The 24,997-nt window shown below is 50.3% G+C and carries 26 protein-coding genes and 6 tRNA genes; 8 read left to right on the forward strand and 24 right to left on the reverse strand.

Features of this window, described 5'->3' with window-relative positions; translation table 11 throughout:
• Window positions 1-18: 18 nt before the first annotated feature.
• From AC0VZ8_RS27635 to AC0VZ8_RS27650, 4 genes are read right to left on the reverse strand one after another with little or no spacing between them, the layout of a single operon-like run.
• The gene (locus AC0VZ8_RS27635; protein ID WP_071222593.1) at window positions 19-891 is read right to left on the reverse strand and encodes a type II secretion system F family protein; all 873 of its coding nucleotides are present in this window, start codon (window positions 889-891) and stop codon (window positions 19-21) included.
• A gap of 15 nt (window positions 892-906) precedes the next feature.
• Window positions 907-1,764, reverse strand: a complete 858-nt coding sequence (locus AC0VZ8_RS27640) for a type II secretion system F family protein (protein WP_071222592.1) — start codon at window positions 1,762-1,764, stop codon at window positions 907-909.
• Window positions 1,761-3,011 carry a TadA family conjugal transfer-associated ATPase gene (locus AC0VZ8_RS27645; protein ID WP_071222591.1) on the reverse strand — a complete coding sequence of 417 codons (1,251 nt, stop codon included), beginning with the start codon at window positions 3,009-3,011 and terminating at the stop codon, window positions 1,761-1,763. The genes AC0VZ8_RS27640 and AC0VZ8_RS27645 overlap by 4 nt, the downstream gene beginning before the upstream one ends.
• Entirely contained in the window at window positions 3,011-4,165 is a 1,155-nt protein-coding gene (locus AC0VZ8_RS27650) for a P-loop NTPase family protein (RefSeq protein ID WP_071222590.1), read from the reverse strand. Before AC0VZ8_RS27650 ends, AC0VZ8_RS27645 begins: the two co-directional genes overlap by 1 nt.
• Before the next feature lie 309 nt (window positions 4,166-4,474).
• Here AC0VZ8_RS27650 and AC0VZ8_RS27655 point away from each other — a divergent pair, with 309 nt between their 5' ends.
• The 3 genes from AC0VZ8_RS27655 to AC0VZ8_RS27665 all read left to right on the forward strand — a co-directional run bounded on the left by AC0VZ8_RS27655 (window position 4,475) and on the right by AC0VZ8_RS27665 (window position 7,352).
• Window positions 4,475-5,344: a thermonuclease family protein gene (locus AC0VZ8_RS27655; protein ID WP_071222589.1), complete on the forward strand. Its 870-nt coding sequence runs from the start codon at window positions 4,475-4,477 to the stop codon at window positions 5,342-5,344.
• 78 nt (window positions 5,345-5,422) lie between these two features.
• The gene (locus AC0VZ8_RS27660; RefSeq protein ID WP_475485096.1) at window positions 5,423-6,835 is read left to right on the forward strand and encodes a PepSY-associated TM helix domain-containing protein; all 1,413 of its coding nucleotides are present in this window, start codon (window positions 5,423-5,425) and stop codon (window positions 6,833-6,835) included.
• Window positions 6,836-6,875: 40 nt separating this feature from the next.
• Complete coding sequence (locus AC0VZ8_RS27665; RefSeq protein WP_475485097.1) at window positions 6,876-7,352, forward strand: FixH family protein; 477 nt, start codon at window positions 6,876-6,878, stop codon at window positions 7,350-7,352.
• A gap of 10 nt (window positions 7,353-7,362) precedes the next feature.
• Here AC0VZ8_RS27665 and AC0VZ8_RS27670 read toward each other — a convergent pair whose 3' ends face one another.
• The 6 genes from AC0VZ8_RS27670 to AC0VZ8_RS27695 form a co-directional block, all read right to left on the reverse strand.
• A complete protein-coding gene (locus AC0VZ8_RS27670; protein WP_100539067.1) occupies window positions 7,363-7,788 on the reverse strand; it encodes a thiol-disulfide oxidoreductase DCC family protein in 426 nt (141 codons plus the stop codon).
• 88 nt (window positions 7,789-7,876) lie between these two features.
• Window positions 7,877-8,152, reverse strand: a complete 276-nt coding sequence (locus tag AC0VZ8_RS27675) for a hypothetical protein (protein WP_076324660.1) — start codon at window positions 8,150-8,152, stop codon at window positions 7,877-7,879.
• 89 nt (window positions 8,153-8,241) lie between these two features.
• Window positions 8,242-8,484, reverse strand: coding sequence for a zinc ribbon domain-containing protein (locus AC0VZ8_RS27680; protein WP_071222731.1), 243 nt, complete (start codon window positions 8,482-8,484; stop codon window positions 8,242-8,244).
• A gap of 134 nt (window positions 8,485-8,618) precedes the next feature.
• Window positions 8,619-9,038 (reverse strand): organic hydroperoxide resistance protein, encoded by a 420-nt coding sequence (locus tag AC0VZ8_RS27685; protein WP_475485098.1) that lies wholly within the window; start codon window positions 9,036-9,038, stop codon window positions 8,619-8,621.
• A 184-nt stretch (window positions 9,039-9,222) separates the two neighbouring features.
• Window positions 9,223-9,305: transfer RNA gene (locus tag AC0VZ8_RS27690), tRNA-Leu, on the reverse strand.
• 103 nt (window positions 9,306-9,408) lie between these two features.
• Window positions 9,409-9,771 carry a helix-turn-helix domain-containing protein gene (locus AC0VZ8_RS27695; RefSeq protein WP_475485099.1) on the reverse strand — a complete coding sequence of 121 codons (363 nt, stop codon included), beginning with the start codon at window positions 9,769-9,771 and terminating at the stop codon, window positions 9,409-9,411.
• A gap of 177 nt (window positions 9,772-9,948) precedes the next feature.
• Here AC0VZ8_RS27695 and AC0VZ8_RS27700 point away from each other — a divergent pair, with 177 nt between their 5' ends.
• Window positions 9,949-10,593 (forward strand): PAS domain-containing protein, encoded by a 645-nt coding sequence (locus AC0VZ8_RS27700; RefSeq protein WP_071222582.1) that lies wholly within the window; start codon window positions 9,949-9,951, stop codon window positions 10,591-10,593.
• Window positions 10,594-10,694: 101 nt separating this feature from the next.
• Here the strand turns inward: AC0VZ8_RS27700 and AC0VZ8_RS27705 are convergent, their stop codons facing one another.
• The 12 genes from AC0VZ8_RS27705 to AC0VZ8_RS27760 all read right to left on the reverse strand — a co-directional run bounded on the left by AC0VZ8_RS27705 (window position 10,695) and on the right by AC0VZ8_RS27760 (window position 19,863).
• Window positions 10,695-12,272 (reverse strand): alpha/beta hydrolase, encoded by a 1,578-nt coding sequence (locus AC0VZ8_RS27705; protein WP_475485100.1) that lies wholly within the window; start codon window positions 12,270-12,272, stop codon window positions 10,695-10,697.
• A 22-nt stretch (window positions 12,273-12,294) separates the two neighbouring features.
• Window positions 12,295-13,287 carry a FecCD family ABC transporter permease gene (locus AC0VZ8_RS27710; RefSeq protein WP_426198721.1) on the reverse strand — a complete coding sequence of 331 codons (993 nt, stop codon included), beginning with the start codon at window positions 13,285-13,287 and terminating at the stop codon, window positions 12,295-12,297.
• A gap of 19 nt (window positions 13,288-13,306) precedes the next feature.
• The gene (locus AC0VZ8_RS27715; protein WP_475485101.1) at window positions 13,307-14,314 is read right to left on the reverse strand and encodes a FecCD family ABC transporter permease; all 1,008 of its coding nucleotides are present in this window, start codon (window positions 14,312-14,314) and stop codon (window positions 13,307-13,309) included.
• 40 nt (window positions 14,315-14,354) lie between these two features.
• Entirely contained in the window at window positions 14,355-15,377 is a 1,023-nt protein-coding gene (locus AC0VZ8_RS27720) for an ABC transporter substrate-binding protein (protein WP_071222580.1), read from the reverse strand.
• A gap of 117 nt (window positions 15,378-15,494) precedes the next feature.
• Window positions 15,495-17,162, reverse strand: coding sequence for an AraC family transcriptional regulator (locus AC0VZ8_RS27725; RefSeq protein WP_475485102.1), 1,668 nt, complete (start codon window positions 17,160-17,162; stop codon window positions 15,495-15,497).
• A gap of 261 nt (window positions 17,163-17,423) precedes the next feature.
• A complete protein-coding gene (locus tag AC0VZ8_RS27730; protein WP_475485103.1) occupies window positions 17,424-17,888 on the reverse strand; it encodes a KGG domain-containing protein in 465 nt (154 codons plus the stop codon).
• A 307-nt stretch (window positions 17,889-18,195) separates the two neighbouring features.
• Window positions 18,196-18,278 (reverse strand) — tRNA-Leu (locus AC0VZ8_RS27735).
• Window positions 18,279-18,318: 40 nt separating this feature from the next.
• A tRNA-Lys gene (locus tag AC0VZ8_RS27740) sits at window positions 18,319-18,394 on the reverse strand.
• A 256-nt stretch (window positions 18,395-18,650) separates the two neighbouring features.
• Window positions 18,651-18,725 (reverse strand) — tRNA-Glu (locus AC0VZ8_RS27745).
• A gap of 437 nt (window positions 18,726-19,162) precedes the next feature.
• Window positions 19,163-19,251, reverse strand: a tRNA-Ser gene (locus AC0VZ8_RS27750).
• Window positions 19,252-19,254: 3 nt separating this feature from the next.
• Window positions 19,255-19,330, reverse strand: a tRNA-Asn gene (locus AC0VZ8_RS27755).
• 26 nt (window positions 19,331-19,356) lie between these two features.
• Window positions 19,357-19,863, reverse strand: coding sequence for a SprT family protein (locus tag AC0VZ8_RS27760; protein WP_475485104.1), 507 nt, complete (start codon window positions 19,861-19,863; stop codon window positions 19,357-19,359).
• A 98-nt stretch (window positions 19,864-19,961) separates the two neighbouring features.
• On the opposite strand from AC0VZ8_RS27760, the gene AC0VZ8_RS27765 reads away from it, so the two are divergent.
• Together AC0VZ8_RS27765 and cmpA are read left to right on the forward strand one after the other, a co-directional pair.
• Window positions 19,962-20,312 (forward strand): hydrolase/acyltransferase, encoded by a 351-nt coding sequence (locus AC0VZ8_RS27765; RefSeq protein WP_071222576.1) that lies wholly within the window; start codon window positions 19,962-19,964, stop codon window positions 20,310-20,312.
• An 80-nt stretch (window positions 20,313-20,392) separates the two neighbouring features.
• Window positions 20,393-20,524 (forward strand): cortex morphogenetic protein CmpA, encoded by a 132-nt coding sequence (gene cmpA, locus AC0VZ8_RS27770; RefSeq protein ID WP_015737250.1) that lies wholly within the window; start codon window positions 20,393-20,395, stop codon window positions 20,522-20,524.
• A gap of 97 nt (window positions 20,525-20,621) precedes the next feature.
• On the opposite strand, the gene AC0VZ8_RS27775 is transcribed toward cmpA, so the two are convergent.
• The gene (locus AC0VZ8_RS27775; protein WP_216530692.1) at window positions 20,622-21,092 is read right to left on the reverse strand and encodes a DinB family protein; all 471 of its coding nucleotides are present in this window, start codon (window positions 21,090-21,092) and stop codon (window positions 20,622-20,624) included.
• Window positions 21,093-21,238: 146 nt separating this feature from the next.
• Between AC0VZ8_RS27775 and AC0VZ8_RS27780 the strand changes: the two genes are divergently transcribed.
• Together AC0VZ8_RS27780 and AC0VZ8_RS27785 are read left to right on the forward strand one after the other, a co-directional pair.
• Entirely contained in the window at window positions 21,239-21,802 is a 564-nt protein-coding gene (locus tag AC0VZ8_RS27780) for a CGNR zinc finger domain-containing protein (protein WP_071222574.1), read from the forward strand.
• A gap of 66 nt (window positions 21,803-21,868) precedes the next feature.
• Window positions 21,869-22,309, forward strand: a complete 441-nt coding sequence (locus AC0VZ8_RS27785) for a GNAT family N-acetyltransferase (RefSeq protein ID WP_475485105.1) — start codon at window positions 21,869-21,871, stop codon at window positions 22,307-22,309.
• 167 nt (window positions 22,310-22,476) lie between these two features.
• On the opposite strand, the gene AC0VZ8_RS27790 is transcribed toward AC0VZ8_RS27785, so the two are convergent.
• Entirely contained in the window at window positions 22,477-24,693 is a 2,217-nt protein-coding gene (locus AC0VZ8_RS27790; protein ID WP_475485106.1) for a Tex family protein, read from the reverse strand.
• Between the last annotated feature and the right edge of the window lie 304 nt (window positions 24,694-24,997).

Below are 24,997 nucleotides of genomic sequence, written 5' to 3' on the forward strand. Positions count from 1 at the left end.
TTCGCACACCGTTCCCTTCTACATGTTCATCATCATAAATGCAGGCGCTCCGAGCAAAACAATCACGATCATGAAGATGACCACCATTGGCAGTACCAGCTTCGAGGAGGCCTGCTCGCCCCTTGTTCTTGCAATGGCCTTGCGCTTCTCCCACAGCACTCGGGACAAATCCCGCAGTGCCAGGACAAAGTCATTCCCGCCGCGCCGAAAATTAAGCAAAACGGTTGTTGTAAATATCGATACTTCCTGAACGCCGCACCGTTTATTGAACTGTTCGAAGGCTTGCTGGAACGGATGGCCTCCCTCCCATTCAAGCACCATTCTCTTCAGCTCAGCATACAGGGGATGGTTTGCGTTCTTGTTCCGTTCCACGCAATGAATGATCGCCCGCTGCACCGTCTCGCCGGCCCCGACAAGCAAAACAATCTTGTTCAGAAGCTCCGGCAGCTCCATCACGATATCCTGCTCACGCAGCGTGACCTTTTTATGGAGGTCCTTCACCAAAGCGACGGGCAGCAATGCCCCCAATGCCAATCCAGCCAGAAGTCCGATTGCATCCCCGGACAGCAACGACCACAAGCAGCCGCCGATCAAAATAAGCCATGTATACGCAAGTGCCTCGGCCATAAACAACAACGTCATTTCCGCGCTGTGCCGCAGACCATGGATCTTCTGGACTGAGCCCTGCATCCGATAGAACACGATCGGAAAACGCATCGGAATCTTTCCCTGCTCCAGCAGGAACAACAGAGGCGGTGTTAACCGCTGCAGCCTGAGCCCATCCATGGGCACTTTGCTGAGACGATGGTATCGTTCGCCGCACATTTGATTCAGCACCACCCAACCACCCACAAGCAGAACCATCAGCGCACCGGATATCCATGTCAGCATCCCCGCCTCACCTCCTTACACCTTGATATTCATCATTTTGGTGATCCATAAGAAACATCCTCCTAAAGCCGCCAATGCAAAAGTAGAGATCATGATCCCCGATCCGCTATACATGGGCTCCATATAATCGGGAGACGTCAGGTTCATGAACAGCAGCAGCAGGAACGGCGCAGCCAGCAGCGCCTTGGATTCGAACCGCTTCTGGGCGATCATCACAGATATCTCCTGCTGAATATCCAGCTTTTCTCCGATGACTGAAGAAGTTCTCCGCACGACTTCAACCAGATCGCCGCCTGTGCGTTTGCAAGTTGAGAAGACATCGGCAAAATTCGTTAGATCCTCCATCCCCGCCCTCTGTGCAAAATCTTGCAGTGCCACTTCGATAGGCTCGCCGTACTCCAAACGGGACACAATGACTTTGAGTTCGAAGATCAGATCGCTACTGCCTCCGGGATCCAGCAGCAGCAAGTCCTGAACGGCATCCCTGAATCCGTTCTCCACGGAGCGGCCGGCCGACAGAGACGAGGACAAGGAGTAGAGAGCTTGCTTGAAGTGAAGATTCAGCGTCCTGCGTCTGCGTTCCAGCATAAACCGTCCCCAAAATTTAGGGATCGTCAGACCTGCCGTTCCAAGCAGCAGCGACAAAATCAGATCGTGATAAAACAGATAACCGATGGAGAAAAACATAAGACCGCCAAGGATAATGCATCCCATTCTCTGTCTCATCGAGAGATGATAGACGCCGTAATCCGGAAGAGTGTTGGTTCCAACTGGAGCAGCTTGCTCACGCTTTCCAGCTCCATTCCTCCTCTTGATCACCCGCTCACCTTGACCCTCTTCCGGGGTCAAGACCGAACCTTCAGATCGCTTCATGACGTCACCTCCATCATCTTCTGCAGCGGCCAAGCCGTAATCCCGGCCATATGAAGCTTGTCCGCCGATTGAAGCGGATTGCCGCAAGGCTCAAGAGACCCAATCACCCGGCCGCCCGATTCGCCCGTTTCACGGAACCGGTACAGCGGATTCAGCACCACCTCGCCATCGCTCATTCCGATCACTTCGCTAATCTCCGTTACGCGTCGCGATCGATCCCTAAGCCGGGATAAATGAACGAAAATATCGATCGCCGAGCTTATCTGCTGACGGACTACACTGATCGGAAGATCCGCGCCGCTCAGCACCATCGTTTCCAAACGGCTGATCATGTCCTGTGTGCTGTTAGCGTGCCCCGTCGACAGACTTCCGTCATGCCCGGTATTCATCGCCTGCAGCATATCCAGCGCCTCGCTTCCCCGCACCTCGCCCACTACGATCCGATTGGGGCGCATCCGCAGCGAGGAACGGATCAGATCGCGTATCGCGATTTCTCCCCGGCCTTCCGTGTTAGCATTCCGGGTCTCCAGCGACACGAGGTTCGGGACCGTCACGATCTTTAATTCCGCCGAATCCTCAATCGTGATGACACGCTCATCAGGCGGAATATACTGCGATAATGCATTCAGGAAAGTCGTCTTCCCCGAACCCGTCCCTCCGCCTATAAAAATGTTGTATTTCCCCTTAACCAGTATCCGAAGCTGCTCCGCTGCCTCCTCTGTCAGGGCGCCCCTTCGTACCAGGTCCTCCATCGTCATCGGCGATTCCGGAAACTTACGGATCGTCATGGTCGGCCCTTTCAGCGCTATGGGAGGAAGCACGATATTTACCCGCGAGCCATCCTTCAATCTGGCGTCAACGATGGGCGTGGATTCGTTCACCACCCGGTTTACCGTACCGACAATGCTCTGAATGATATCCTCCAGGCGGCTCTGCGATTCGAATTGGAGCGGCAGCTTCTTCACCTCCCCATCCTGCTCGATGAATATATCCTGGTGGCTGTTAATCATAATTTCCGTAATTCGAGGATTATCCACTAAGGGTTGAAGCACATCCAACCCGCGAAAAGAATCAAATACCCTGCGCACCAGCCGCCGCTTCTCAGCGGCTGTCAGTTCCATGAGCTCGCGTCTTCTCCACACCATTTCCTCGATACGGGCCATTAATTCCGAATTGTTAATGCTCGCACTCATATCAAGCTCGGAACGAACCTGGTCACGAACCGACTTGAACGGATCCTCCATCATCACTGCCCACCACCCGCTTGCAACGCCATGATACCCGAGCCCTCCAGCAGCTGCTGGCAGAGCTTCAATACCTCTCTCTGATAGATGGGTGAGGACAACAGCAGTTCTTCCCGATGAAGCTGTTTCCATGAAGGAATATAAGGCAGTACGCTGTCTATGCTTATATCCTTGCGGGGGAATCCGTTAACAAGTTGTCCTGTGTACCGATTGACAATGAATTGGCTCCGCTTCTTCAGGCTCCCGAAAAGCGCGGGATCCTCAAGCTCCAATTGATCCATCCACACACCGCTCTTATACATACTCATGAGATCATCTAATAAAACCCAGATTAGCACTCCGGCCTGTTCAAGAACCGCCTGCATTCGTTCTTCCATGTATCCCTCGGTATCCACGACAATGACATCATATTGATTACACGATACGAGGGAAGCCAGCAGCAAAGCCGTATCCTCCATGGTCATCTCCGTGATTTCCTTCACGTTGAAGCTGGGCTCAAAGGAATCGCACTTCAGGCCATGATGTCTGATGATATAAGGGGTTACTGACAAATCGGTCCCCGAAGCCGTTTCTTGTGAGGCCTTAATGTCGTACAACAATCTTGAAAAGCTCCCCTCCATGCCCACCGAACCGGAAGGAAATAATGCACTGCTGTTCACCGTCTCCAAATTGAGATAGAACACCTTTAATCCCAGCACGCCCAGCTGCTTCGCCATGTTCATTGCTATCGTTGACTTCCCGCTCCCGCTCAGGGGAGATACAATCCCAATCACCGAGGTTGTTCCGACATTCAATTTCTCCAGCGCTCCACCGCTTCGCTTACAGTGGGTGATGATGACTTCCATCAGCTGAGGCAGCGGTTGATACTTGAATGTACTGCTGCCGCCCTCTACAAGAGAAGAAGATGAATGACCTTCACTTAGAAGCAGCCAAGGAACCGAAGTCTCCCCCCGGTTAAGCCAGCTCTCCAGCATTTCCGTATCCCCCACGACCAGATTGGGCACTTCCCCCACTTCCATATAATGTAGAAATGAATCGATGCGGGTAAATGCGGTTACCTGAAGAGCCGATCCGTAAGAACTTCCATGCACATAACTCAGCAGCGGTTCAACATACCGGGAATCCTGCACTGCCAGCACAAGTCGGGCCGGTATCATAAAGCCAATCCCTCTCTTCTGTAACAACGCCAAAAAGCACCGTCCAAGGCCGCAATATGCGGTCCATGAACGGTGCTTCCGTTGTCTGTTATAATTTGACATTAGAATATCACAGTTGCAGAAGAACGGCAAGATATTATTTTGATATACAGATAGCCCTTATTCACTATTGTCAAAACAAGGATATATGTCCTACTATATAGGCTTAGAACGAATGTTCTCTATATAAGAACTACTTATATAGAACCAACATTACATAAACTCCTAAACCATCTGAACCAAACTTCCAAGCCAGGAGAGTGACAACAAGTGAACAAACGAATGTTAACCGCTGTGCTAACCGCCTTGCTGCTATTATCAGGCTGCAGCCAGCCGCTGATGTCCCCGGCGACATCAAACGAAGGAACCGCAACAAGCGTTAAATCTGAAGCCAAGACCAACAACACCAGTACAACGAATTCCAAACAAACGACCTATCCAACCGATGATCTGAATCTTCCGCGGGCAGCCGTGGAACTGGTCAAAGCCGTTGACGGTGACACCATCAGCGTGATGTTCGAAGGGAAGAAGGAGAATGTCCGGATGCTCCTGATCGATACCCCCGAGACGAGTCATCCGAAGCTGGGCGTACAGCCATTCGGGCCCGAGGCCAAGGCTTTTACGAAGGATCTGGTGGAACAAGCCGACCTTCTTGAATTGGAATTTGATATCGGTCCGAACCGGGATAAATACTCCAGGCTGCTTGCGTATGTATATGCCGACGGAAAAATGGTCCAGGAATCGCTGCTTGAAGAAGGGCTCGCCCGCGTGGCCTATATCTACCCGCCCAACACCCGCTATGTGGACAAATTTGATGATTTGCAGCGGATCAGCCGGGACCAGGCGCTCGGGATATGGAGCGTAGAGAACTATGCCCAGGAAGACGGCTTCCATCCGGAGGAGCAGGACAACACAAACAACAAGAACAACAGTAGCCGTAATAACACAGCGGCAGCCCAAGCTCCGAAAGAGAACAGCCAAGCGTCCAAGCAAGGCTGCGACATCAAGGGCAACATCAACTCGAAGGGCGAGAAAATCTACCATACTCCCGAATCCCCATACTATGAGCGCACGAAGCAGGAGCAGTGGTTCTGCAGCGAGGCAGAAGCCGTCCAGGCCGGTTTCCGGGCCCCGAAGTAAACTCATCTGATATATGAAATGTACTCTCATGTTCATCTTATATAAATTTTAGCTTTAATTGAAAAGGAGCCACCAGCCATGGGGAACAAGAAACCTCCAGCAATCCAACCAAATGAAAGTCAACCGTCAAATCCAAGCTCTGCCGCATGGTACAAAACCGTCTGGAGATGGCATTTCTATGCCGGCATCATTTTTGCTCCCTTTCTGATCATCCTGGCGATCACCGGCTCCGTTTACTTATTTAAGCCTCAGATTGAACAAGCGCTATATCGGGACTACTACACGGTAACCCCTCAGGTTGAACGGGTAACGCCCAGCAAGCTGGTCGGACAAGTGAAAGAGCTCTACCCTGACGCTACGATCACGAAATACCGCCCCGGCGAGTCGGACTCCCGATCTACAGAGATCAGTTTGACCTCAGGGGGCGAATCCATGACCGTCTTCATGGACCCTTATACGGGAGAAAAGATTGGCGAGCTGAAAGACAAAGACCGCATCATGGACAAAATCGAGGAATTCCACGGCGAGCTGATGGTCGGGACCGTGGGGGACCGGATCGTGGAGCTAGCCGCCTGCTGGGCGATCGTGCTGATCATTACCGGATTATTTTTATGGTTTCCGAAAAATAAAAACAAAAGCAAAAAGAAAAGAAGCCTCGCGGGGATCCTGTACCCGAGGCTCGGCAAGGGCAAGCAGATTCTCCGCAGGGACCTGCACGCCGTTCCCGCCTTCTGGATCGCGGCAGGCATGCTGTTTCTCATTATGACCGGCTTGCCCTGGTCAGGCCTGTGGGGCAGCAATTTTCAAACCATGGCAACTAACACCGGCGCTGGTTATCCCCCTTCCATCTGGTCAGGCAGTGCGCCATCCTCCCATGTGGTTCAGACGAAGGAAGTCGCAGAGGTCCCTTGGGCGGCCGAAAATCTGGAGGTACCTAACTCCACCATCTCCGACTTTACGCCGCTTCCAATCGAAGATGTCATGTACGTAGCCCGAAGCGAGGGGATCCATCCTAGCTACACCATCAGCATTCCACAGCAAGCGGACGGGGTGTACACGTTGTCGGCCTATCCGCCGAAAGCCCAAGATGAGGCTACCATGCATATCGACCAGTACAGCGGCGCGGTGTTGGCGGATTATCGCTATGACCATTACGGGGTCGTTGGTAAAGCCGTTGCCCTAGGCATTACACTGCATAAAGGAACCCAATTCGGTATCGTTAACCAAATCTTCAGTTTGCTTATATGCATAGGAATCATTTTCATTGCGGTGAGCGGTCTGTACTTGTGGTGGAAGCGAAAACCGGAGCATGGACTGGGGGCGCCAAAAGCACCCGAGGTTAAAGCCAAGAACATGAAGGTATTCCTTCTGCTTCTCATCGCTTTGGGGATCCTGTTCCCGCTTGTGGGCTTGTCGCTCATCATCGTGTGGATCATCGATTATGTTATCGTTCGGAGGGTACCGACGATCAAGACATTTCTGAATGCCTGATTCAGTCTATACTCTAACTACAATAAGGGGTGGCGGTTTCATGATCATGAAAAGCCGTTTTATATTATCCGCACTGCTATCGGTCCTGCTGCTGAGCGCTTGTTCGGCCAGTCCCGAAGCAGTCAACCGGTATGAAAAAGAAATCCCGCTGATCGCCGAGGTGAACATTCCGGAGACGTTATATGTTCATCAACCGGAGACCATTGAGATCATTCTCACCCAGGATGGCCAAAGGGTACCTGGTGCGGATTTTGTCCACTACGAACTGTGGAGCCATGACGGCTCCCTGCGGGATCCCATGACGGATGCGGTAGAGGTCGGTGATGGCGTGTATACGGTAACCAAAACCTTCGATAATGAGGGGCTGTATTTCATCAAGCTGCACAGCGGAAATAACGGTTCCATCATCATTCCCCAGAAACCGTTCGCGGTCGGCAAACTGTCCGAGGCCGAGCTTGCCTACCTGCAAGCAGGAACTCCGACATTTCAAGAAGGTACGGCAGAACATCATCATTAATACAAGTGGATTAGGACAAGAACCGGCGCCGAATGTCCGGCGTCGGGATCATGCATTCACTGGATTGCCCAAACCACCGGTAACGGTTCTTCGCTACCCAGCGGTACACCAGGTTTCGTAAGAACGGGGGAATCAGAATCAGGATATACGACAGCGGCCAAGGAAAGCGAAGACGCCGCGCAATCCGAAGAGCTCCCGTCGACCTTGTGTAATACCTCCCCTGTTCAATCAGCACCATCGTTTCCGTAGTATCTCCACGAAGCCCTCCCTGCCTCAACAACTCCTGCCCAATCTCGGATTGCAGCGAAGCGAAGCGAAAGGCACCGGCAGGATCTCTCTTGATAATGAACTGCGTCAGACCCTGGCACAAATGGCACACGCCATCAATCAGCACAATCGCATATTCCTCATGATTTTCGGTTGCACGATCCTTCATATTTTCCTCGCTCCTTTCAGGCAAGCCATAAAAAAGAAAAAACGCAGGAGCCCTCTCCTACGCTTGATCAAGTACGCTTATTGGTTTATTACTCAGCAGCTTTGTTCAGCCACTCGCCGTCTTTCATCTGCTGGTCGAATTCGTTCGAGAATTTCTCCATGCATTTGCATATGAAATCCTTACGACAAACCGGGCAAGGTACTTTCCCAAGTCGGCTAAGCGCAGTCAGTTTCCATTCCGGGAAGCGGTTATAGAATACGCGAATATCCGTTCCGTCAGCCGTGTGGATAATGAATTCGTAAAGCCCTTCTTTTTCATTGCTTCCAGCTGTGGTCACATTTGCAATCTGCGGTCTGTATGGCATGTTCATCACCCGTTTATTTTATTTAAATTCCCTATGACTGGTTTGTACTTTCTGGTACTTAGTCATATTAAAGAATTTTAGGGGTGATGTCAACCGAAGAACACATCCAGGATCGAGCCAAGCTGCCCCCTCTTTTTACCTTCTAATATATCCGGGTTGAACACTTCCACATATCCGCAGTTCGTGCAGGAAACAAATAGGAAATGATTGTGCTGAATATCAAACATCTTGCTCAGCCCGGCCCCTGACATCGAGACCTCTTTCGTCTGGCAGTGATTCCCTCCGCATTTGCTGCATACAAACCGTTCCTCTATCATTTGTTCAATACTCATCTTAAGCGCCCCTTTCCAATTCATAGCTTTAACTGAAATACGGAGTATCATGTAAAAAGTTTCATATTCCGCATCGTAAGCCGACAAAAAAGGATGGCCCTCCATTTCAGAGGACCATCCGAATTCCTTTATGGTTAGCTTACGCTTAACTCCACGTCAATGTTGCCTCGGGTAGCCTTGGAATAAGGGCAGAACGCATGCGCCTTCTTCGCGAGGTCCTCCGCCTGGCTTCGTTCGATTCCCGGCATTTCGATCTTCAGCTTCACCGCAAGCTTAAAACCGTCAGCGCCATCGTCCTTTCCGATCATGACCTGAGAATGGATCACGACGTCTTTGAGCTCGACGCCCTCTTTACGGGCGATATTAGCCAGGGCGCTTTCGTAACAGGCGCCATAGCCGGCCGCAAACAGCTGCTCCGGATTGGTTCCGTCACCGCCCGGTCCTCCAAGCTCCTTCGGCATGCTTAACTTGTGATTAAGAACCCCATCGGTAGATTCAACAGAGCCTTCACGCCCTCCAATGACTTTTACATCTGCTGTGTATAATGGTTTCATGCTCGTTCATCTCCTTCATGCCCTATTATGGTCTCTACATGTACTCTTTAAACTTGCAGCGGAAATTGAAACGATAATTGGGCAAACTCGCATAAGAAACAGCATGTCCCAACTTGCGATGCAAACAAAAAAGCCGTTTATCAGAGGAAGAATTCCTCTTGATAAACAGCTTCTTCATAAAGTATGCGGTAGAGAGGACTCGAACCTCCACGGGTATACACCCACTACCCCCTCAAGATAGCGTGTCTGCCATTCCACCACTACCGCATGTTGTAAGGGATGTTCTGTAGCGAACATTCCCTATTATACTGTTCCATCACACAAAAGTAAAGAACCAAATTGTGGGTCGTCAGCTTAGGTTCATAAGCCGCTAGGTCTTGTCGTTTCGCTTTTCCTTCCGGTATGCTGAAAACTCGATATATTCCCGGATAAACTCCTTCTCATTCTCTGCCAATCCGGACATGATGGGAAGATCGGATGATCCCGGCTCCACTTCATACTCCCCGCGCGCTTCATTGACTCGGGTAGGATTGCCCTTGCCAATAATCAACCAATCCAAGCTTACGGAAAAGAATGCAGCTATCTCAATCAATTTATTTGTACTCGGCGTTGTTTTCCCCCTCTTCCAATCACCAAAATTTCCTGTGCTGATCCCGAGGGTTTCACAAAACGCCTTCTTGGTCATACCTCGGCTTTCTATGAGATGTTCGATTCGTTGGTAAATAGACTGCATCAAACAACCGCCTTCCTAGTTCTCTTTGAAAGAAAATTACTTATGTACGTATTTTTCTCTTGCAAAACCACTTATTTACGTGTATAATCAAATATATATTGCCTAAATTATACCATAGTACTCATGGATGGTTGTATCTTTTACTCATGAGTCTATTCCGTATGAGGAGCGAGTCATTTGCCCTACGATACCATGATCACATCCTGGAATAATGCGGTTCATTCCTTGAACAAAGGATTGATGATCATTACGCCGGATGGCATCATAGACAAAATTAACGATCCACTCATTACCATGGCCGGAAGATATGGTGTTTCCCCTGAGTTTGGATGGCAGGGGGCATCTTTTTTTAATCTCGCTTCCAAGTCCCTGAGTCTGGCTTCATTTGATCATTTTTTCCGTGAGTTGGATTTGCCCTCCGTAAGAGATGTTATGCTGGGGAAGCATTCTGATTATTCCTTTGAATATGCCGTACAATGGAACGGCCAAGAGAATTGGGTTTTATGTGAGGTACTGCCGCTGCTTATCAACAAGGACAGCCGTATTCACGGAGCTATGATATCATTTACGGATATTACGAAGTTCAAACGCAAGGAGCTGCTGCTGGAACAAGCGCTGGCTCACAGCTTTCCCCTTCCCGGACATATTCCCATCTGCGCCGTATGCAAATACGTTCACCACGCGGAAGAGTGGGAGCCTGTGGAGAGCTATTTGGAGAGCCGCCTCCCCATTGAATTTACCCACGATATCTGTCCGGATTGCATTCGCAGATTGTACCCAAAGTACTCTTCCATCCTTGATGATCCGGAAATACACGATTAACTCTCTGCCTATAAACAGCAACGCGGAATAAGCAGCTTCATGATCCGGCTTTATCCCTGGATATGAGGCTGCTTATTCATGCTTAAGGCATTTTTCTCATATTACGCGTTCACAAAACGAAGCAGAGGGCTTACCAGAGCAGGCAGCACCGAGACGTGGCCTTCTCCCTCAATTTCATGAAACGTAGTCTCCAGCACCTCATCATGCCCTTTGAGGAATGCATAGAGTTCCCTGGCGTCTTGAACCATGGACGGCTTCTCCTCAGCTCCAACATACAGACGCAGCTCTTTACGCTGTCCGCTCTGTTGTAAACGGAGCTTCCCCTCTTCCCACCGTTTGTACAGCGCGTAGTTCTTCCACCACACCGAGGGACAAGCCGCAATATACCGCGAAAAGGTCTCAGGTCTGGTGAATAATGTATACAAGGTGAAAAAACCACCGAGCGAGTGCCCGAACAGCGCCTGCTTCGAACGATTCACCGCGTATTGCCGCTCCACGGCCGGCTTCAGCTGAAACTCGATGAAGGTAAGGAATGCTTCGACGCCGCCTGTTTCCGGCCAATCCAATCCGTTAGGGCGGACCGGCAATTCATGGTCTTCAGCATATTCAGTAAAGTTGTAAAAACGCTCGCTGCTCACGATCGGACTGTCACTATCAAAGCCGATCCCGACAATAAGCGCCGAGGGAATGCCGCGGGGGGTCCGGGATTGCAGTCGGATTGCCTCCGCAAGCGTTCCGAAGGTCGCATTGGCATCCAGCGAATATAATACAGGATAACCGCCTTCAGGTGGTGGTCCCATCGGTTCGGCAATGAAAATACGGTATTCGCGGCCTGTGACGTCGGATTGCATGGACCATGTCACCGTTCCCGGTATGCAAAACAGAGGATCCTTTTCGTGGTAATTGCAGTTAGCTCGCACAATCTCAGATTCTTGGTCATATTCTTCCTTGACGAACAACCACCGCAGCGCATCCGGAAATCTTCTGGCCATAAAAATGGGATCATGGGTCCCATCAGGATCTACCGCCAGTTGGAGCCGCTCGGGGCTCCCCCCTTGTTCGATCCAGAATCGATGCGCCTCGACGTTATTCGGATACATATGTTTCTGCGCATTGTTCTTATATGCGCCTTCCAACTGTCCAACGGACATATATACCCTCAGCCCGGCAGGCAATTCCCCCTGCTCCCTGATGTAACCCATAACCCCGTCATACCATAACGAAGCCGACAGCATCCCGATCCGTCCGAAGGTCTCGGGACGCCAATACCCCGCGAACATCGAGATCAAACCGCCAAAGGAACCACCAATGATGGCTGTATGTTCGGGCGCTGCGAGTGTACGGTACTGTCTGTCTATGTACGCCTTGATGACATCCGCCACCTCATCGACATAAGCTCTGCCCTCCCCGCCGAAAGGCGGATTGCCCTCCAGCAGCGGCTCGGCCGGCCAAGGCGTGTACTCACGGTTTCGATTTGTTGACGAAATCCCGACCAGGATGACCTCGACGAGTTGGCCTGCTGCAAACAGATGGTTCAGATAATTGAGACAGTCCGTGAACATATCTCCTTGATCCTGTACGTAGGCAACAGGATAAGAACGGTCCGACTCATGATAGGAAGGAGGCAAATACAGTGTGAGTTCCCTGTCCTCAACCACCAGCTGTTGATAACGATTCATGTGATCCTCCCGAAAGCTGCTTTTATTTTCGCATACGAATTAATAGATAGATAAAATATGGAACCCCAATCACGGACACCACAATGCCTGCAGCCAGCTCGGCCGGAGCGAATATCGTTCTGCCGATGAAATCGCCTATGACCACAATCGCCATGCCTGCTATACCGCTGATCGGGATGATATGCCTGTGCCGCAGTCCAACCAGCTGCCTCGCCAGATGCGGAGCGATCAGACCGACAAACCCGATGCTGCCGGATACGGCAACGCTCGCGCTGACCAAACCGATGCTGCATAGAAGCAATACATTTTTCTCCCGTTCAACGGTTACCCCGACACTCTTCACGCTTTCCTCGCCCAGCTGGAACAAATCGAGCACTTGAGAGCGGAGCCAAATGACAGGCGGCAGCATGATGAGCCAAGGAAGCATCGTGACCACGAACTTCCAGTTAGCGCTGTGAAGGCTGCCGGCCAGCCAAGCTACAGCCATCTCATAATCCGATGGATTCATTTTGAGCGAGAGGAACATCGTAATAGCACCAAAACCGGATGCAATCGCAATCCCCACAAGAATTAGCCGCTGCGGATCCAGCTTTCCGTTTTCTCTGGCGAACATAAATATGGCCGTAGTTGCCGCCAAACCGCCAGCGATACCGAACATCGGCATCATCATAACCCCGAACCAGCCGGTCATCGTGATCTGCCCTTGCAGCAGGAACATAAACAACACAACCGCCATGCCTGCGCCTGCATTGATGCCGAGAATGCCCGGATCCGCAAGACCGTTGCGGGTAACCCCCTGGATAACTGCACCGGCCATACCCAGCGCAAACCCGACGAGAGCACCAAGCACAATACGAGGCAGCCTGAACTCGAACACAACGAGATCGAAATCCGAATTGGGATTCATCCGGAGCAAAGTTTGAAACACTTCCTTGATGGACATATCAAACGTCCCGTTGGTGAGACTGAAATATACGGCAGTCAATACAACCAAGATTCCTCCAGTCAGAACCATCGGGAATCGGTAATAGGTGTTACGCACGCTGAGCCCCTCCCCTCGTCTTGATCAAATAGAGGAAGAAAGGAACCCCGATCAACGAAGTTATAACACCCACCGGCGTCTCAAACGGATCATTTACAAACCGTGCGAGAATATCACATAATGCAAGAAACATGCCGCCAAGCACGCCCGACACCGGTATGATCCATCGATAATCCGAGCCGGACAGAAAGCGGGCAATATGAGGAATAATCAAACCTACGAAGGCAACCTTACCCGCCAGCGCCACAGATACGCCAGTCAGAATCACAACAGCCACCATCGCAAGGGCTTTAATCAGCCACGTATTCACACCAAGCCCCTTGGCCGTCTCGTCCCCGAGCGACAGCAGCGTGATCGATTTGGATAATACAACGGCAAGACACAAACCAACGATTGCAAACGGAATGCTCAGTTTAATCAGTTCCGGGTCCATGGCATGCAGCCGGGCATTGTACCAGAAGCTGATATTTTGCGATATCTGAAAATAGGCCGCCAATGCCTCTGCGGTACCGCTAAGAAACGTCCCGATTACGGTTCCGAGAATAGCCAGTCGAACCGGGCTGAGTCCGCCAGGAATAAGCCATGCCAAGCCGAACACCACGGCCGCTCCGATGGCTGAGCCGATCAGCGAACTGACGATGTACATATTGGAGCTGGCGTTCGGGATAAATACCATGAACAGTGTCACCGCGAAGACCGAACCATCCGATACCCCCATGATGGATGGGGACGCCAAATAGTTCCTTGTCATTCCTTGCATTAAAGCGCCTGATACCGCGAGAAAAGCGCCGATAAGCATGGCACCGACAACTCTCGGCAATCGGGAGCTCACAATAATCTGATGATCGATGCTCTCCGAATCAAAAGCAAAGATGGAATCCCAAACGGTATCCATCGTAATATTTTTGGCTCCATACAGGATGGAGGCCGCTATGAGCAAGAAACAGACTGCCGGGGCCATCACAAGGATGACAGCCGGCAGTGATTTTTTGAACCTCATGAACAACACGCCTTATAGGTTTATACTGAAATGTTGGATGTTACTTTGTCAGGCTTTCGACTGCAGCTTTCAGAAACTCGATTTTGCTGTACGCGGTTCCGCCTTGAGCCAGTGGATCCACCACGTTGACAAAAGCGGTCCCGTTCTTGAATGCATTCAAGTTCTTCATGATCGGATCATTCTGAAGTTCTTCCAAAGCATTCGGCGTATCCTTATTCTCATCTGGCGAGAATTGGACAAATACATAATCCGGATTCATCTCTGCAATTTTCTCTTTCGAGATCAGTTCCTGTGCTTTGGCTGCCGCTACTTCAGCCGGTACTTCAATCCCCAAATCCTCATACAATACCGGGTTAAAGAACACGCCTGCCGGATAGATGTACATCTCGCCCGCACGAATCCGAAGCGCCAGAACTTTCTTGTCCTTCAGGCTATCTCCAATCGTCGCTTTGACTTCTTCCAAGCTCTCTTTATATTTCGCGATTGCCTGTTCCGCTTGTTCCTGTTTGCCGCTTAACTCGCCGAGCAATTTCAGGTTGCTCTCCCAGTTGGTCGATATATGGGAGTACGGAATCGTGGGTGCAATTTTATTTAACTGTTCAATGACTTCAGGCTTGGCTTTGGACGATGCCAAAATCACATCCGGCTTCAAAGACAGGATCGTTTCGAAATTCGGCTCCATTTTCTCGCCAACCGACTGGGCGTTCTTCGTAATCGATTCAAACATCGGCGGGAATTTACCCGAGAAGCTAATGGCCCCAACCGGGTTTACTTCCAGCACAATGGCATCCTCCATGGCTTCAACGGCACCGGTGATAACGATGCGCTCCGTCTTGGCCGGAAGCGTATATTCCTGATCGAGATATTTCACAACTTTAGTATCGGACGATGCTGGAGCCGCTTCTTCTTTCGCAGCGTTTTCCTCCCCGGCTGTGTTCGCGCTCTCTGCTGCATTATTCGCGCTAGCTCCGTCTGTATCTTTAGCCTCGCTGCCTCCACCGCAGGCGGACAGTACCAACGCAAATACCAGCAATAACCCCAAGACCCATTTCATTCGTTTCATCTCTCTCCAATTACCCCTTCCATGATCTATGATCACTCAATAATTGATAATGATTATCATTATTGATCATAGTATAGGATTTGCTCTCTTAGTACCATGGACAAATCACCGGATTCCTCATGGACAATTTCCGGAAAACAACCGAAAGGCTTCCTCCGCCATCTGCTCCATCGCAATGGGAGAGTACTCGCGCCAAGGGTAAGAGGATAGTTGGTGCAACGTTCCGTCTCGCACCGCAGTAATGGTCATCCACTCCGGCGTTGCCTGCAGTTTTCTCCAATTGGCCAGCGTTTCGGAATCCTGACGGATCAAGAGCAGCATATGGTCTGCCCGGCTCTCCTTGATCTGCTCAATCGTTAAACGTCCAGCCTCCTCCCAGTCCACAGACTTAGCCGGCTGAAAATTAAAATAATCAAATAATAGTTCCTTCATGCCCGGATGACTGTAAGCCATCAGTTCATCCTGACGCAGGCGTGCGGTCAAAAGCGTGCGTTCTTCCATCATTTCAGCGGGGAGCTTCCCACGGTAAGTCGATATTTTATGATGAAACGTATCGATCCACTGCTCTGCTTCGTGCAGCTTGTTCAGCAATTTAGCGAGCCCTAACAGATTAAACTGCCACCCTCCCTGCTCTTCCGGCATTTCGTAGAGGGGGGCAATCAGCCGAAGCTGCTCCTTCTCCCAATCTTCCACCCCCTGTGCACAAACGATGAGCTCCGGACGTGCCGAGGCCAGCTTCTCCAGATTCGCATATTTATTATGATTCTGGCGGTATGCATCCAGATGAACGGGGATATCCGGCCCAAGCATGTTATAGTAATGCTGTGACCACTTCGGATGAAGCGGAGCCGCGTACGGCGTGAAATCCAGCGGCATGGCGTAACCCAGGAGGGCCGTCGAGCCGTACATCGCCAGTTTATTTTTCCTTGTTTTTATATACACCGAGGGGGATATCCCGAATGCCTTCTTAAACTTGCGGCTAAAATAAAATTCATCCTTATACCCCACCATATGCGCCACTTCACGCAGCAAAGAATCCGAGCCCAGCATCAACTGCTTCGCCTTGTTCAAACGAACATGCGCCAAATAATCCATCGCGCTGTGCCCATACGTCTTCTTATATACTTCAACAAAATATTTGGGACTCAGCTCCGAAAGGCTCGCCAATTGTTCAATCGTTAAATCTTCATCATAATGTTCCTCGATATACTCCTTCACCCGCTCCAGCGCTTGCCGCTTATCATTCTTGGAGTAAGGGCTGCATTCGGCAATCATCGTATATAGCAGCTCTTGAAAATCCAGCTGAACCCTCCACTGCTTCATGGGCTCCTTGCTGTGAAAATCCTTATACATCGACCGGCAGACGAGATTCAAGCGGTCCGGAGAGCTGATGACAAAGATGCCGTCATAGGGCATGAAATCGGCGCAATCCACCTCATGCAATCGATCGCAGCCTGATATCCCTTCCATGAAACTATAATGAAGGATCGCGACCGAAGCCTGCTCGTGCTCCTCGGAACTCCTGTAATCGGCACTCGTAATTCCGAAAGTAGCCCCCGCTGCACAACAATAAACGCATCCCTTATTCATACGGGTGATTTGCTCTGCCTGTTGTAAACAGGGTTCTCCGCTAAGCGGGATAATAAGGGCTGGCTGCACTGCCAACTGCTGCTCCAGGGAGAGCTCTTGCCCATGAACAATATCCATATTCCATAAACGGGCCGTGAGCCCGCTGTATTCACGCGAATCTTTTTTGCTACTGCTATTCGTCGACAGGTTTAACATATGTACAGACCCCAACCTTAAATGAGAATGGTTATCATTATCATATAATTATCACACACCGTCCCAAAAGTCCAGCACGATCTTCTCTCTTTTCCACCTTGTCGCACGACGACGTTAGACAAAAAGAAAGCAGCCACGCGCTCCCTGTCAGGAAGCCGTAGCCGCTGCTTTTTAAATATTGGGTATGAAGGCGGATCCTTCGCATGAGAGAATTTCAGTCCCCTCCAAGAAAAACCTCTTCTCAAATACGCCGGATTGTCATTAGTTCCCCCGCTGGCGCTGTCTTGCTCTTGCCTCGCCGCCTTTGCGGCCCGCTTCTTCACGGCTCATCTTGCCGTCTCCGTTGCTGCCGCTGCCGCTTCTGGCTTCGCCGCCCTGCTGTCCAATCTCTTGATAGAACTCACGTCCGTGGGATTCCGAGGTAGCCTCGCCGCCTTTGCGTCCGATATCCTCATAGAATTCCCTGCCATGGGAATCGGAAGTCGCTTCCCCGCCCTTCTGGCCGATTTCCTGATAAAATTCCTTATCATGGGAGTTTGAAGTGGATTCTCCTCCCTTTTTACCGATGTCCTGATAAAACTCTTTGTCATGGGAACGGGAAGTTGCTTCGCCGCCCTTCCGTCCAATTTCTTGGTAGAACTCTTTGTCATGGTTGTTCGCAGTTGCTTCTCCACCTAAACGTCCTGCTTCTTCACGGCTCATCTTTCCATTGTTGTTATTAGCCATTCTGAATCACTCCTTATAGGTAATTTGAAGTTGTTGCTCGTCCACGTTATGATATTAAACTCCTGACCAGAGATGAAACATCAATTGTGCATAAATGTGCAATGAAAATCGATCAAAACCGTGATGAATCCTATGTAAACCTTGATATAAGAAAAAACTATCGACGTACATTCATAAGAAGACAGAACTCGTTTAGATATTATTTTCTTGCATATCAGGTAGGCCATGCTTAGAAATTTATACATTTGAGATCTTAAGCGCAAAAAAAGCCCCGCACAAGGTGCGGAGCTTTTTCTTCATGTTCGTATGCGGTAGAGAGGACTCGAACCTCCACGGGTATACACCCACTACCCCCTCAAGATAGCGTGTCTGCCATTCCACCACTACCGCATAATATAAGGAGTACATCGTTTCGTTGCTTTGTAAAAAATGGTGAGCCATGAAGGGCTCGAACCTTCGACACCCTGATTAAAAGTCAGGTGCTCTACCAACTGAGCTAATGGCTCTCGATGACAATCATGCTGCTGCCATATAAGAAAGTGGTGACCCGTAGGGGATACTCTCTCTTCGTTCGAGACAGCGAAGCTTATCCTAACGATGATTACGCTCCGACGAACCGACGGCGTTCTCATCCCGAGGTTATATAGAAAGTGGTGACCCGTAGGGGATACTCTCTCTTCGTTCGAGACTGCGAAGCTTATCCTTACGATGATTATGCTCCGACGAACCGACGGGGTTCTCATCCCGAGGTTATATAGAAAGTGGTGACCCGTAGGGGATTCGAACCCCTGTTACCTCCGTGAAAGGGAGGTGTCTTAACCCCTTGACCAACGGGCCACTTTAACCACGTCGCCGTGACGACAAGATTGAGTATAGCATAATTCCAAAAATGCTGGCAAGCTTTTTTTTCGTAAATTTTAAAATTTATTTTTGGAGCTTTTTCGGCCAATAAATCAGCCTAAAAATTCCGGTGTTAACTCCACTTCTTGAACGCTATTTCCTTCTCGCTCCACATGGTATGCATGTGCATTTTCCCTTGAGCTTACGATTCGCTGCAACCGTCCGTCCATAAAATGTATTGCAACCCCATCATGGGAGCTTTCTTCGATGTAACGCTCAACAAAAGAGAGAGGGGTACTCTCCCTTCGGTCGAGACTGCGAAGTATTCCTAACGTTGCTTAGGCTCCGACGAACCCTAGGTCAGGGTTCTCATCCCTATGCAAAAAAGCCCCCGATCACTTGGTGATGGGAGCTTTCTTCGATGTAACGCTCAACGGAGAGAGAGGGATTCGAACCCTCGCACCGCTTACGCAGTCTAACCCCTTAGCAGAGGGTCCCCTTATAGCCACTTGGGTATCTCTCCATATGGCTCCCCGAACAGGACTCGAACCTGTGACAACTCGATTAACAGTCGAGTGCTCTACCAACTGAGCTATCAGGGAACATTAAGTTGGATATAAATAATTTATCATGACTTTATAGGGGAGTCAAGCTTCAGGAGTGTAAGGCGTCCGCTGCACTTTCCGCACCGATACCGGGCGGGATTCATTTTCCGTTTACGCAGATATTCGGTTCCGCAGACGCTGCAGCGTAGTTTATATCGGTATGGTTCCGGTTGACGCCGGCCCGCGGCCTTGCCCTTCGGCAAGGATTTGCAGAAACGGCTCCCTCCAACGGCTTGCAGCAGGTTTTTGAAATCAGCGTCCCGATGCCGGTATCCCCTGCCCGCGATATGCAGATGATAGTGGCATAGCTCATGCTTGATGATCTTCTCCACCTCTTCCTTACCGTTCGTAGCAAGCTGATGCGGATTAATCTCGATGTTATGGCTTTTCATGAAATAACGGCCGCCTGTTGAAGACAATCGCCGGTTAAACGTAGCCTGATGCCTGAACGGAACCCGGAAGCTTTCCAGCGAGATTTTCTCAACCCATGCCTGCAGTTCTTCGTTACTCATCTCGTTGATCGTCACCATGTCTGATCCTTCCTTTTGCCTTATAAATGCTACTTGAATTTTAACTTCTCTCTGGGCTACACTGTCAAGTAGAAAGTATGGAGGGAGAACCTGCAATCATGCCGAACATGCGCTACGTTATTTTAAAAGGACAGGACGAGCTGTTATTTGTCGAAATGCCCAGTGACTATGCTTACCAGCTCAGTGCTTTAAATTTACGCCTCAATAAGGAAATCGATAAACTCACCGCCGCAGGCAAACCTCAGCTGCCTCTTGCTGTAGCCGAATGCGACAATCTGGATCTGCTTCAGGAATCGCTGAGCATTCAAGGTGGTCTGGAATACATAAATGAGCTTGAGCAGGCCTTTGCTTCCCTTAAGGAAACGGAATATCCGCTCATCTCATTGCTTACCGAAATTCGTGCTCTCCAAGCGCAGCTTGAGCAATGGTACGAGGAAGAAGCGTTATAATCGAGGTAGACCTGCACGCTTTGGGCTTTTTCCCCATATGCTATCCATACAGATGGAATTAGCAAGAGGAGGAGATACCCTTGCCGCAATGGCTCTGCAATCAATTGACACGCGCTTTTCGCAAAAAGGACAGACGTCAGATCAAGCTGTTGAACGAATGCTGGTACTTTTACCGGAATTCCCCGGGCGAAGAAAACTCGAATGCCCGTTAGTGCACTGCAACCGATCCATAGGTATGACAATAAGCCGGACGCCCTGTCCGGCTTATTTTTGCATTTATTATGATGGCTGAATGGACGAATGTTATACTTATAGATCGCTGCGTTTAGCTGGCCAGGAGCCCTGAAGCTTCCGGAGAAAAACAATTTGTCCCGTATGATACGCATCATGCATGATTAAGCTAAGTATTCGCTGCGGCGATTCGATGATCTCCGCCTCCGTCATCTCTTCCATCTTCTGTCGTAAAGCGGCATGAACATCCTGAAGCTGCTCCCGGGCCGTATTCCATGCCCCCTCACTTGTGTCATGAATGAGAAACGTCTCGTCATTGCCGATTCCTTCATTAGGAAGCGGCGTTCCTTCCAATCTCGCGAGCAGACGCTGCTTGTAATACAGCAAATGCTGCACGTTCTCCCAAATGGAATTTGCCGCCTGCCCTTCCGGTTTCCACAAAGCCTGCTCAACTGTTACATCCTTCAGGGCAGGAAGAATCGGCGGATACCAATCCTCCTGCCCCATCGCATAATCCCAGTTTTGGAGCAGCAGTTCCTTCATGTTCATAACCATCGCCTCCGTATCAAATTTGTAACCAGCATAAATCAAATAGAATGTTACATAAAAATTAACACACTTCGCACCCCATTACAAGTAACTAGCAACATTAATATTTACTTGTTACAATAATGAGATGAGAAAGGATGAATTTAATGTTATGGGATGATTTTATAAACAGCGAATGGCATGACTGGAGGGGCAGCGGCCGATCCGAGGACCGGCTTGCCCGAGAGGATTGGCTCACCGATTTCATGAACCAATATCAGCTTCAAGTCAGCCTGCCCCTGACCCCGGATGAGCTGGGGCAGTTGAGGGAGCTTCGTTCCTTCCTGTTAACGTGTGTTCAACACATCGTCGCGGGGGAGTCACCCTCTCCCATGGAGATAGAGCAATTAAACCGCTGGATGGCTGCTGGACCCGTTATTCGTCATCTGGAGATCGATGAGGAACAAAATTTGGCGCTGTCCTATATCATCCAAAATCCTGGCCTGCAAGCAGCGGCTGCCGAGATTGCAGGCTCCTTTGCGCAAGCCACCCAGCAAGGCGAGTTATCCCGGTTCCGCATCTGCACGAATCCCGATTGCCTCTGGGTATATTACGACGACACGCGTAACCGTTCCAAACGGTACTGCGACGATAAAATGTGCGGCAATCTGATGAAAGTCAGACGATTCCGGGCGAAGAAAAAGCAGCAATCTTCGAACAGCGAGGACTAAGCCGAATGCTTATGCTGCGCGCAGTATACCTCCACATCCATTTTAAAGAAACTGAGGTGAGTAATCATGAGCATCAAAAGGGTGACTCAAGCAGAATTGCCTTGGGTCAATCAACATTACGAGCACATCGGCTTTCAGCCAAGTTCACTGGACAATGAAATCATTGCCATCGTCATGTCGCAAGACGACTACGCAGGAGTCGGTCGATTGGTTAGACTTAATGAACACGAGGCAGAGCTCGGCGGTATTTATATTTTGGACAAGTTTAGAGGCCAGTCCCTCGCGCACGAAGTCGTCTCGTTTCTGGTGGAAGAATCAAAGAGACTAGGTTTAAAGACGGTTTACTGCATTCCGTTTGAGGAGCTGCAGCATTTCTATAAGAAGTTTGGTTTTCATGAAGTCGATGTAAATGCTCCCGCAGTCGAACCCAAAATTTCAGCAAAATATCACTGGTGTCTCGAAAGATACGATAAAAAAGTACTGCTGCTAAAGCTGAGCCATGGCTAAGCCTACCGTGAGGACATGCCCCATTAGCTATTGCTCCAGATCAAGAATGATACAAAAAAGAGCCGTTCTCCCCAAAGGGAACTGCGCCTCCAAATGTTAGGTGATCTCTAACAACTGGGGTACAGTTCAAGGGGTTACGGCTCTTCTTCTATTTTACACAGCAGTTCCTATGACTGATCTTTCGGCTTACGCATCGTCAATCCGACACGGCCTTTCTTCAAATCTACATTCAGCACCCACACGGTAACGTTATCCCCCACAGAGACAACATCCATCGGGTGTTTGACAAATCCATCGCTTAGCTGGGAAATATGCACCAGTCCGTCGCTCTTGATGCCGATATCCACAAAGGCGCCAAAATCGATGACATTGCGTACCGTTCCCTGCAGCTCCATTCCCGGCATGAGATCCTCGATCTTCAGTACGTCCTGACGGAAAATCGGCAGCGGCAATTCCTCCCGCGGATCGCGTCCCGGGCGCTGCAAGCTGTCCAGTATATCGCGCAGCGTCGGCACGCCAACCTCCAGCTTCACGGCAAGGTTCTCCGGCTGCTGGGCATCCAGCAGTTCAGCGAGTTCCTTGCTTCCAAGCTTGTCCAGACTTACCTGAAGCTCTTTGAACAAACGGTCAACCACCGCATAGGATTCCGGGTGAATCGGGGTACGATCCAATATGTTCTCGCCTTCCGAAATCCGCATAAAGCCCACGCACTGCTCATAGGTCTTGGCACCGAGACGCGGAACCTTCTGCAGCTGCTTCCGGCTGACAAACTTCCCATTCTCTTCCCGGTATTTCACGATATTTTTGGCAATCGTTGCATTGATGCCGGCCACATAGGATAGTAGTGACGGCGAAGCCGTATTCACATCCACCCCGACATGGTTAACCGCAGACTCCACGACGGCCTTCAGGCTCTCCTCCAGATGCTTCTGGGTTACGTCATGCTGATATTGGCCCACGCCGATCGATTTCGGATCGATCTTAACCAGCTCGGCCAACGGGTCCTGCACACGGCGGGCAATCGAGGCCGCGCTGCGCTCGGCGACATCCAGGTCCGGGAATTCTTCCTGCGCCAGCTTCGAGGCCGAGTATACGCTTGCTCCCGCTTCATTGACGATGAGGTATGCCAGCTCAGGGTCAGCAAGTTCCGCAATGACTTCTTCGGCGACGAACTGTTCCGTTTCACGGGATGCCGTACCGTTTCCAATGACAATCAGCTTGATGCCGTATTTGGCAATCAGCTCCTTAAACTTCGCCGCGGCCTCCTGCTTCTTGTTGGCCGGCGGCGTCGGATAGGTTACGGCCACCTCAAGCAGCTTGCCCGTATCATCGACCACTGCCAGCTTACAACCGGTACGGTAAGCCGGGTCAACGCCCAGCACACAGCGTCCCTTCACCGGCGGCTGCAGCAGCAGGCTGCGCAGGTTCCCGGCAAAGATGGAGATCGCCTGGTTCTCCCCTTTTTCCGTCAGCTCTCCGCGGACTTCCCGTTCAATCGATGGAGCAATAAGGCGCTTGTATGAATCCTCGATGACCGCCGTAAGAATGTCCGTGACGGCTGATGGACCTTTAAGCACCTGCTTGCCGATGTACGCGTGAATGGATTCGGAAGGAACATCCAGCCCTACCTTCAGAATATTCTCGCGCTCTCCCCGGTTAATGGCCAAAATCCGGTGCGGCGGCATTTTCTTCGCCAATTCCCGGTAATCGTAATAGTTCTCGTATACGGATTCCACTTCGGTATCCTTCGCCTCAGAGGTCAATATGCCGTGGTCCAAGCTGTATCTGCGAACCCAGGAACGAACGGTTGCGTCATCGGCAATATTTTCAGCCAGTATATCCATCGCGCCTTGCACGGCCTCTTCTGCCGAAGCCACACCCTTCTCCTCATCCACATACTTGGCTGCCTCAACCATCACATCAGCCTGCTTCGGCTGCGACCATATCCACTCCGACAGCGGCTCAAGCCCTTTTTCCTTGGCAACGCTTGCCCGGGTTTTACGCTTTTGCTTATACGGACGGTAGAGATCTTCTACCTCCTGCAGCTTAACGGCGGCCGTAATCGATGCCTTCAGATCTTCCGTCAGCTTGCCTTGTTCCTCTATGATGCGGATGACTTCCCGCTTACGGATCTCCAAATTGCGCAGATAGCCAGTCCGCTCTTCAATATCACGTAATTGGTTCTCATCCAGTTCGCCTGTCATTTCTTTACGGTAACGCGCAATAAACGGTATGGTATTGCCCTCATCCAGAAGTTCAACGGTCGTGCGCACCTGTTTTTCGGACAATTGAAGCTCCTTCGCGATCTGCTTCACGATCCGTTTCGATTCTTCCTTGCGAATCTGTTCCTCATTTACTTCCACAACAGCTTCTAATTCAGACAATGATATCCCTCTTTCTTCAATGAAACTATATTTGCTATTATCCCAAACTTAAGCGCTCATTTCCACTACATCGCTCACTTCATAAGGCTTTAAGCTGCTTTTAATGTCAATTTCATCTGATTTTAAGATTAAATTTATATTCTTAGTGTACGAAAATGCTGCTGCCGGATATCCGAACCTCATTACAATTAGGGGGTCACCTAAGATGAATGACAAACATGCGATTGCCTGGTCCGTTGTCTGCCTTTTGTTTATCGTTGCGGCGGTTACAACGGCCTACATCCTCATACCTACAAACGCGTAA

This window comes from Paenibacillus sp. QJM3NY_38 (assembly GCF_056173265.1).

Bases quoted from the DNA above. Each gene is read 5' to 3' on its own strand.
- AC0VZ8_RS27635 (WP_071222593.1), bottom strand. From the start codon at position 891: ATGCTGACATGGATATCCGGTGCGCTGATGGTTCTGCTTGTGGGTGGT.
- AC0VZ8_RS27640 (WP_071222592.1), bottom strand. From the start codon at position 1,764: ATGAAGCGATCTGAAGGTTCGGTCTTGACCCCGGAAGAGGGTCAAGGT.
- AC0VZ8_RS27645 (WP_071222591.1), bottom strand. From the start codon at position 3,011: ATGATGGAGGATCCGTTCAAGTCGGTTCGTGACCAGGTTCGTTCCGAG.
- AC0VZ8_RS27650 (WP_071222590.1), bottom strand. From the start codon at position 4,165: ATGATACCGGCCCGACTTGTGCTGGCAGTGCAGGATTCCCGGTATGTT.
- AC0VZ8_RS27660 (WP_475485096.1), top strand. From the start codon at position 5,423: ATGGGGAACAAGAAACCTCCAGCAATCCAACCAAATGAAAGTCAACCG.
- AC0VZ8_RS27665 (WP_475485097.1), top strand. From the start codon at position 6,876: ATGATCATGAAAAGCCGTTTTATATTATCCGCACTGCTATCGGTCCTG.
- AC0VZ8_RS27670 (WP_100539067.1), bottom strand. From the start codon at position 7,788: ATGAAGGATCGTGCAACCGAAAATCATGAGGAATATGCGATTGTGCTG.
- AC0VZ8_RS27675 (WP_076324660.1), bottom strand. From the start codon at position 8,152: ATGCCATACAGACCGCAGATTGCAAATGTGACCACAGCTGGAAGCAAT.
- AC0VZ8_RS27680 (WP_071222731.1), bottom strand. From the start codon at position 8,484: ATGAGTATTGAACAAATGATAGAGGAACGGTTTGTATGCAGCAAATGC.
- AC0VZ8_RS27685 (WP_475485098.1), bottom strand. From the start codon at position 9,038: ATGAAACCATTATACACAGCAGATGTAAAAGTCATTGGAGGGCGTGAA.
- AC0VZ8_RS27695 (WP_475485099.1), bottom strand. From the start codon at position 9,771: ATGCAGTCTATTTACCAACGAATCGAACATCTCATAGAAAGCCGAGGT.
- AC0VZ8_RS27705 (WP_475485100.1), bottom strand. From the start codon at position 12,272: ATGAATCGTTATCAACAGCTGGTGGTTGAGGACAGGGAACTCACACTG.
- AC0VZ8_RS27710 (WP_426198721.1), bottom strand. From the start codon at position 13,287: ATGGTTCTGACTGGAGGAATCTTGGTTGTATTGACTGCCGTATATTTC.
- AC0VZ8_RS27715 (WP_475485101.1), bottom strand. From the start codon at position 14,314: ATGAGGTTCAAAAAATCACTGCCGGCTGTCATCCTTGTGATGGCCCCG.
- AC0VZ8_RS27720 (WP_071222580.1), bottom strand. From the start codon at position 15,377: ATGAAACGAATGAAATGGGTCTTGGGGTTATTGCTGGTATTTGCGTTG.
- AC0VZ8_RS27725 (WP_475485102.1), bottom strand. From the start codon at position 17,162: ATGTTAAACCTGTCGACGAATAGCAGTAGCAAAAAAGATTCGCGTGAA.
- AC0VZ8_RS27730 (WP_475485103.1), bottom strand. From the start codon at position 17,888: ATGGCTAATAACAACAATGGAAAGATGAGCCGTGAAGAAGCAGGACGT.
- AC0VZ8_RS27760 (WP_475485104.1), bottom strand. From the start codon at position 19,863: ATGGTGACGATCAACGAGATGAGTAACGAAGAACTGCAGGCATGGGTT.
- AC0VZ8_RS27765 (WP_071222576.1), top strand. From the start codon at position 19,962: ATGCCGAACATGCGCTACGTTATTTTAAAAGGACAGGACGAGCTGTTA.
- AC0VZ8_RS27775 (WP_216530692.1), bottom strand. From the start codon at position 21,092: ATGAACATGAAGGAACTGCTGCTCCAAAACTGGGATTATGCGATGGGG.
- AC0VZ8_RS27780 (WP_071222574.1), top strand. From the start codon at position 21,239: ATGTTATGGGATGATTTTATAAACAGCGAATGGCATGACTGGAGGGGC.
- AC0VZ8_RS27785 (WP_475485105.1), top strand. From the start codon at position 21,869: ATGAGCATCAAAAGGGTGACTCAAGCAGAATTGCCTTGGGTCAATCAA.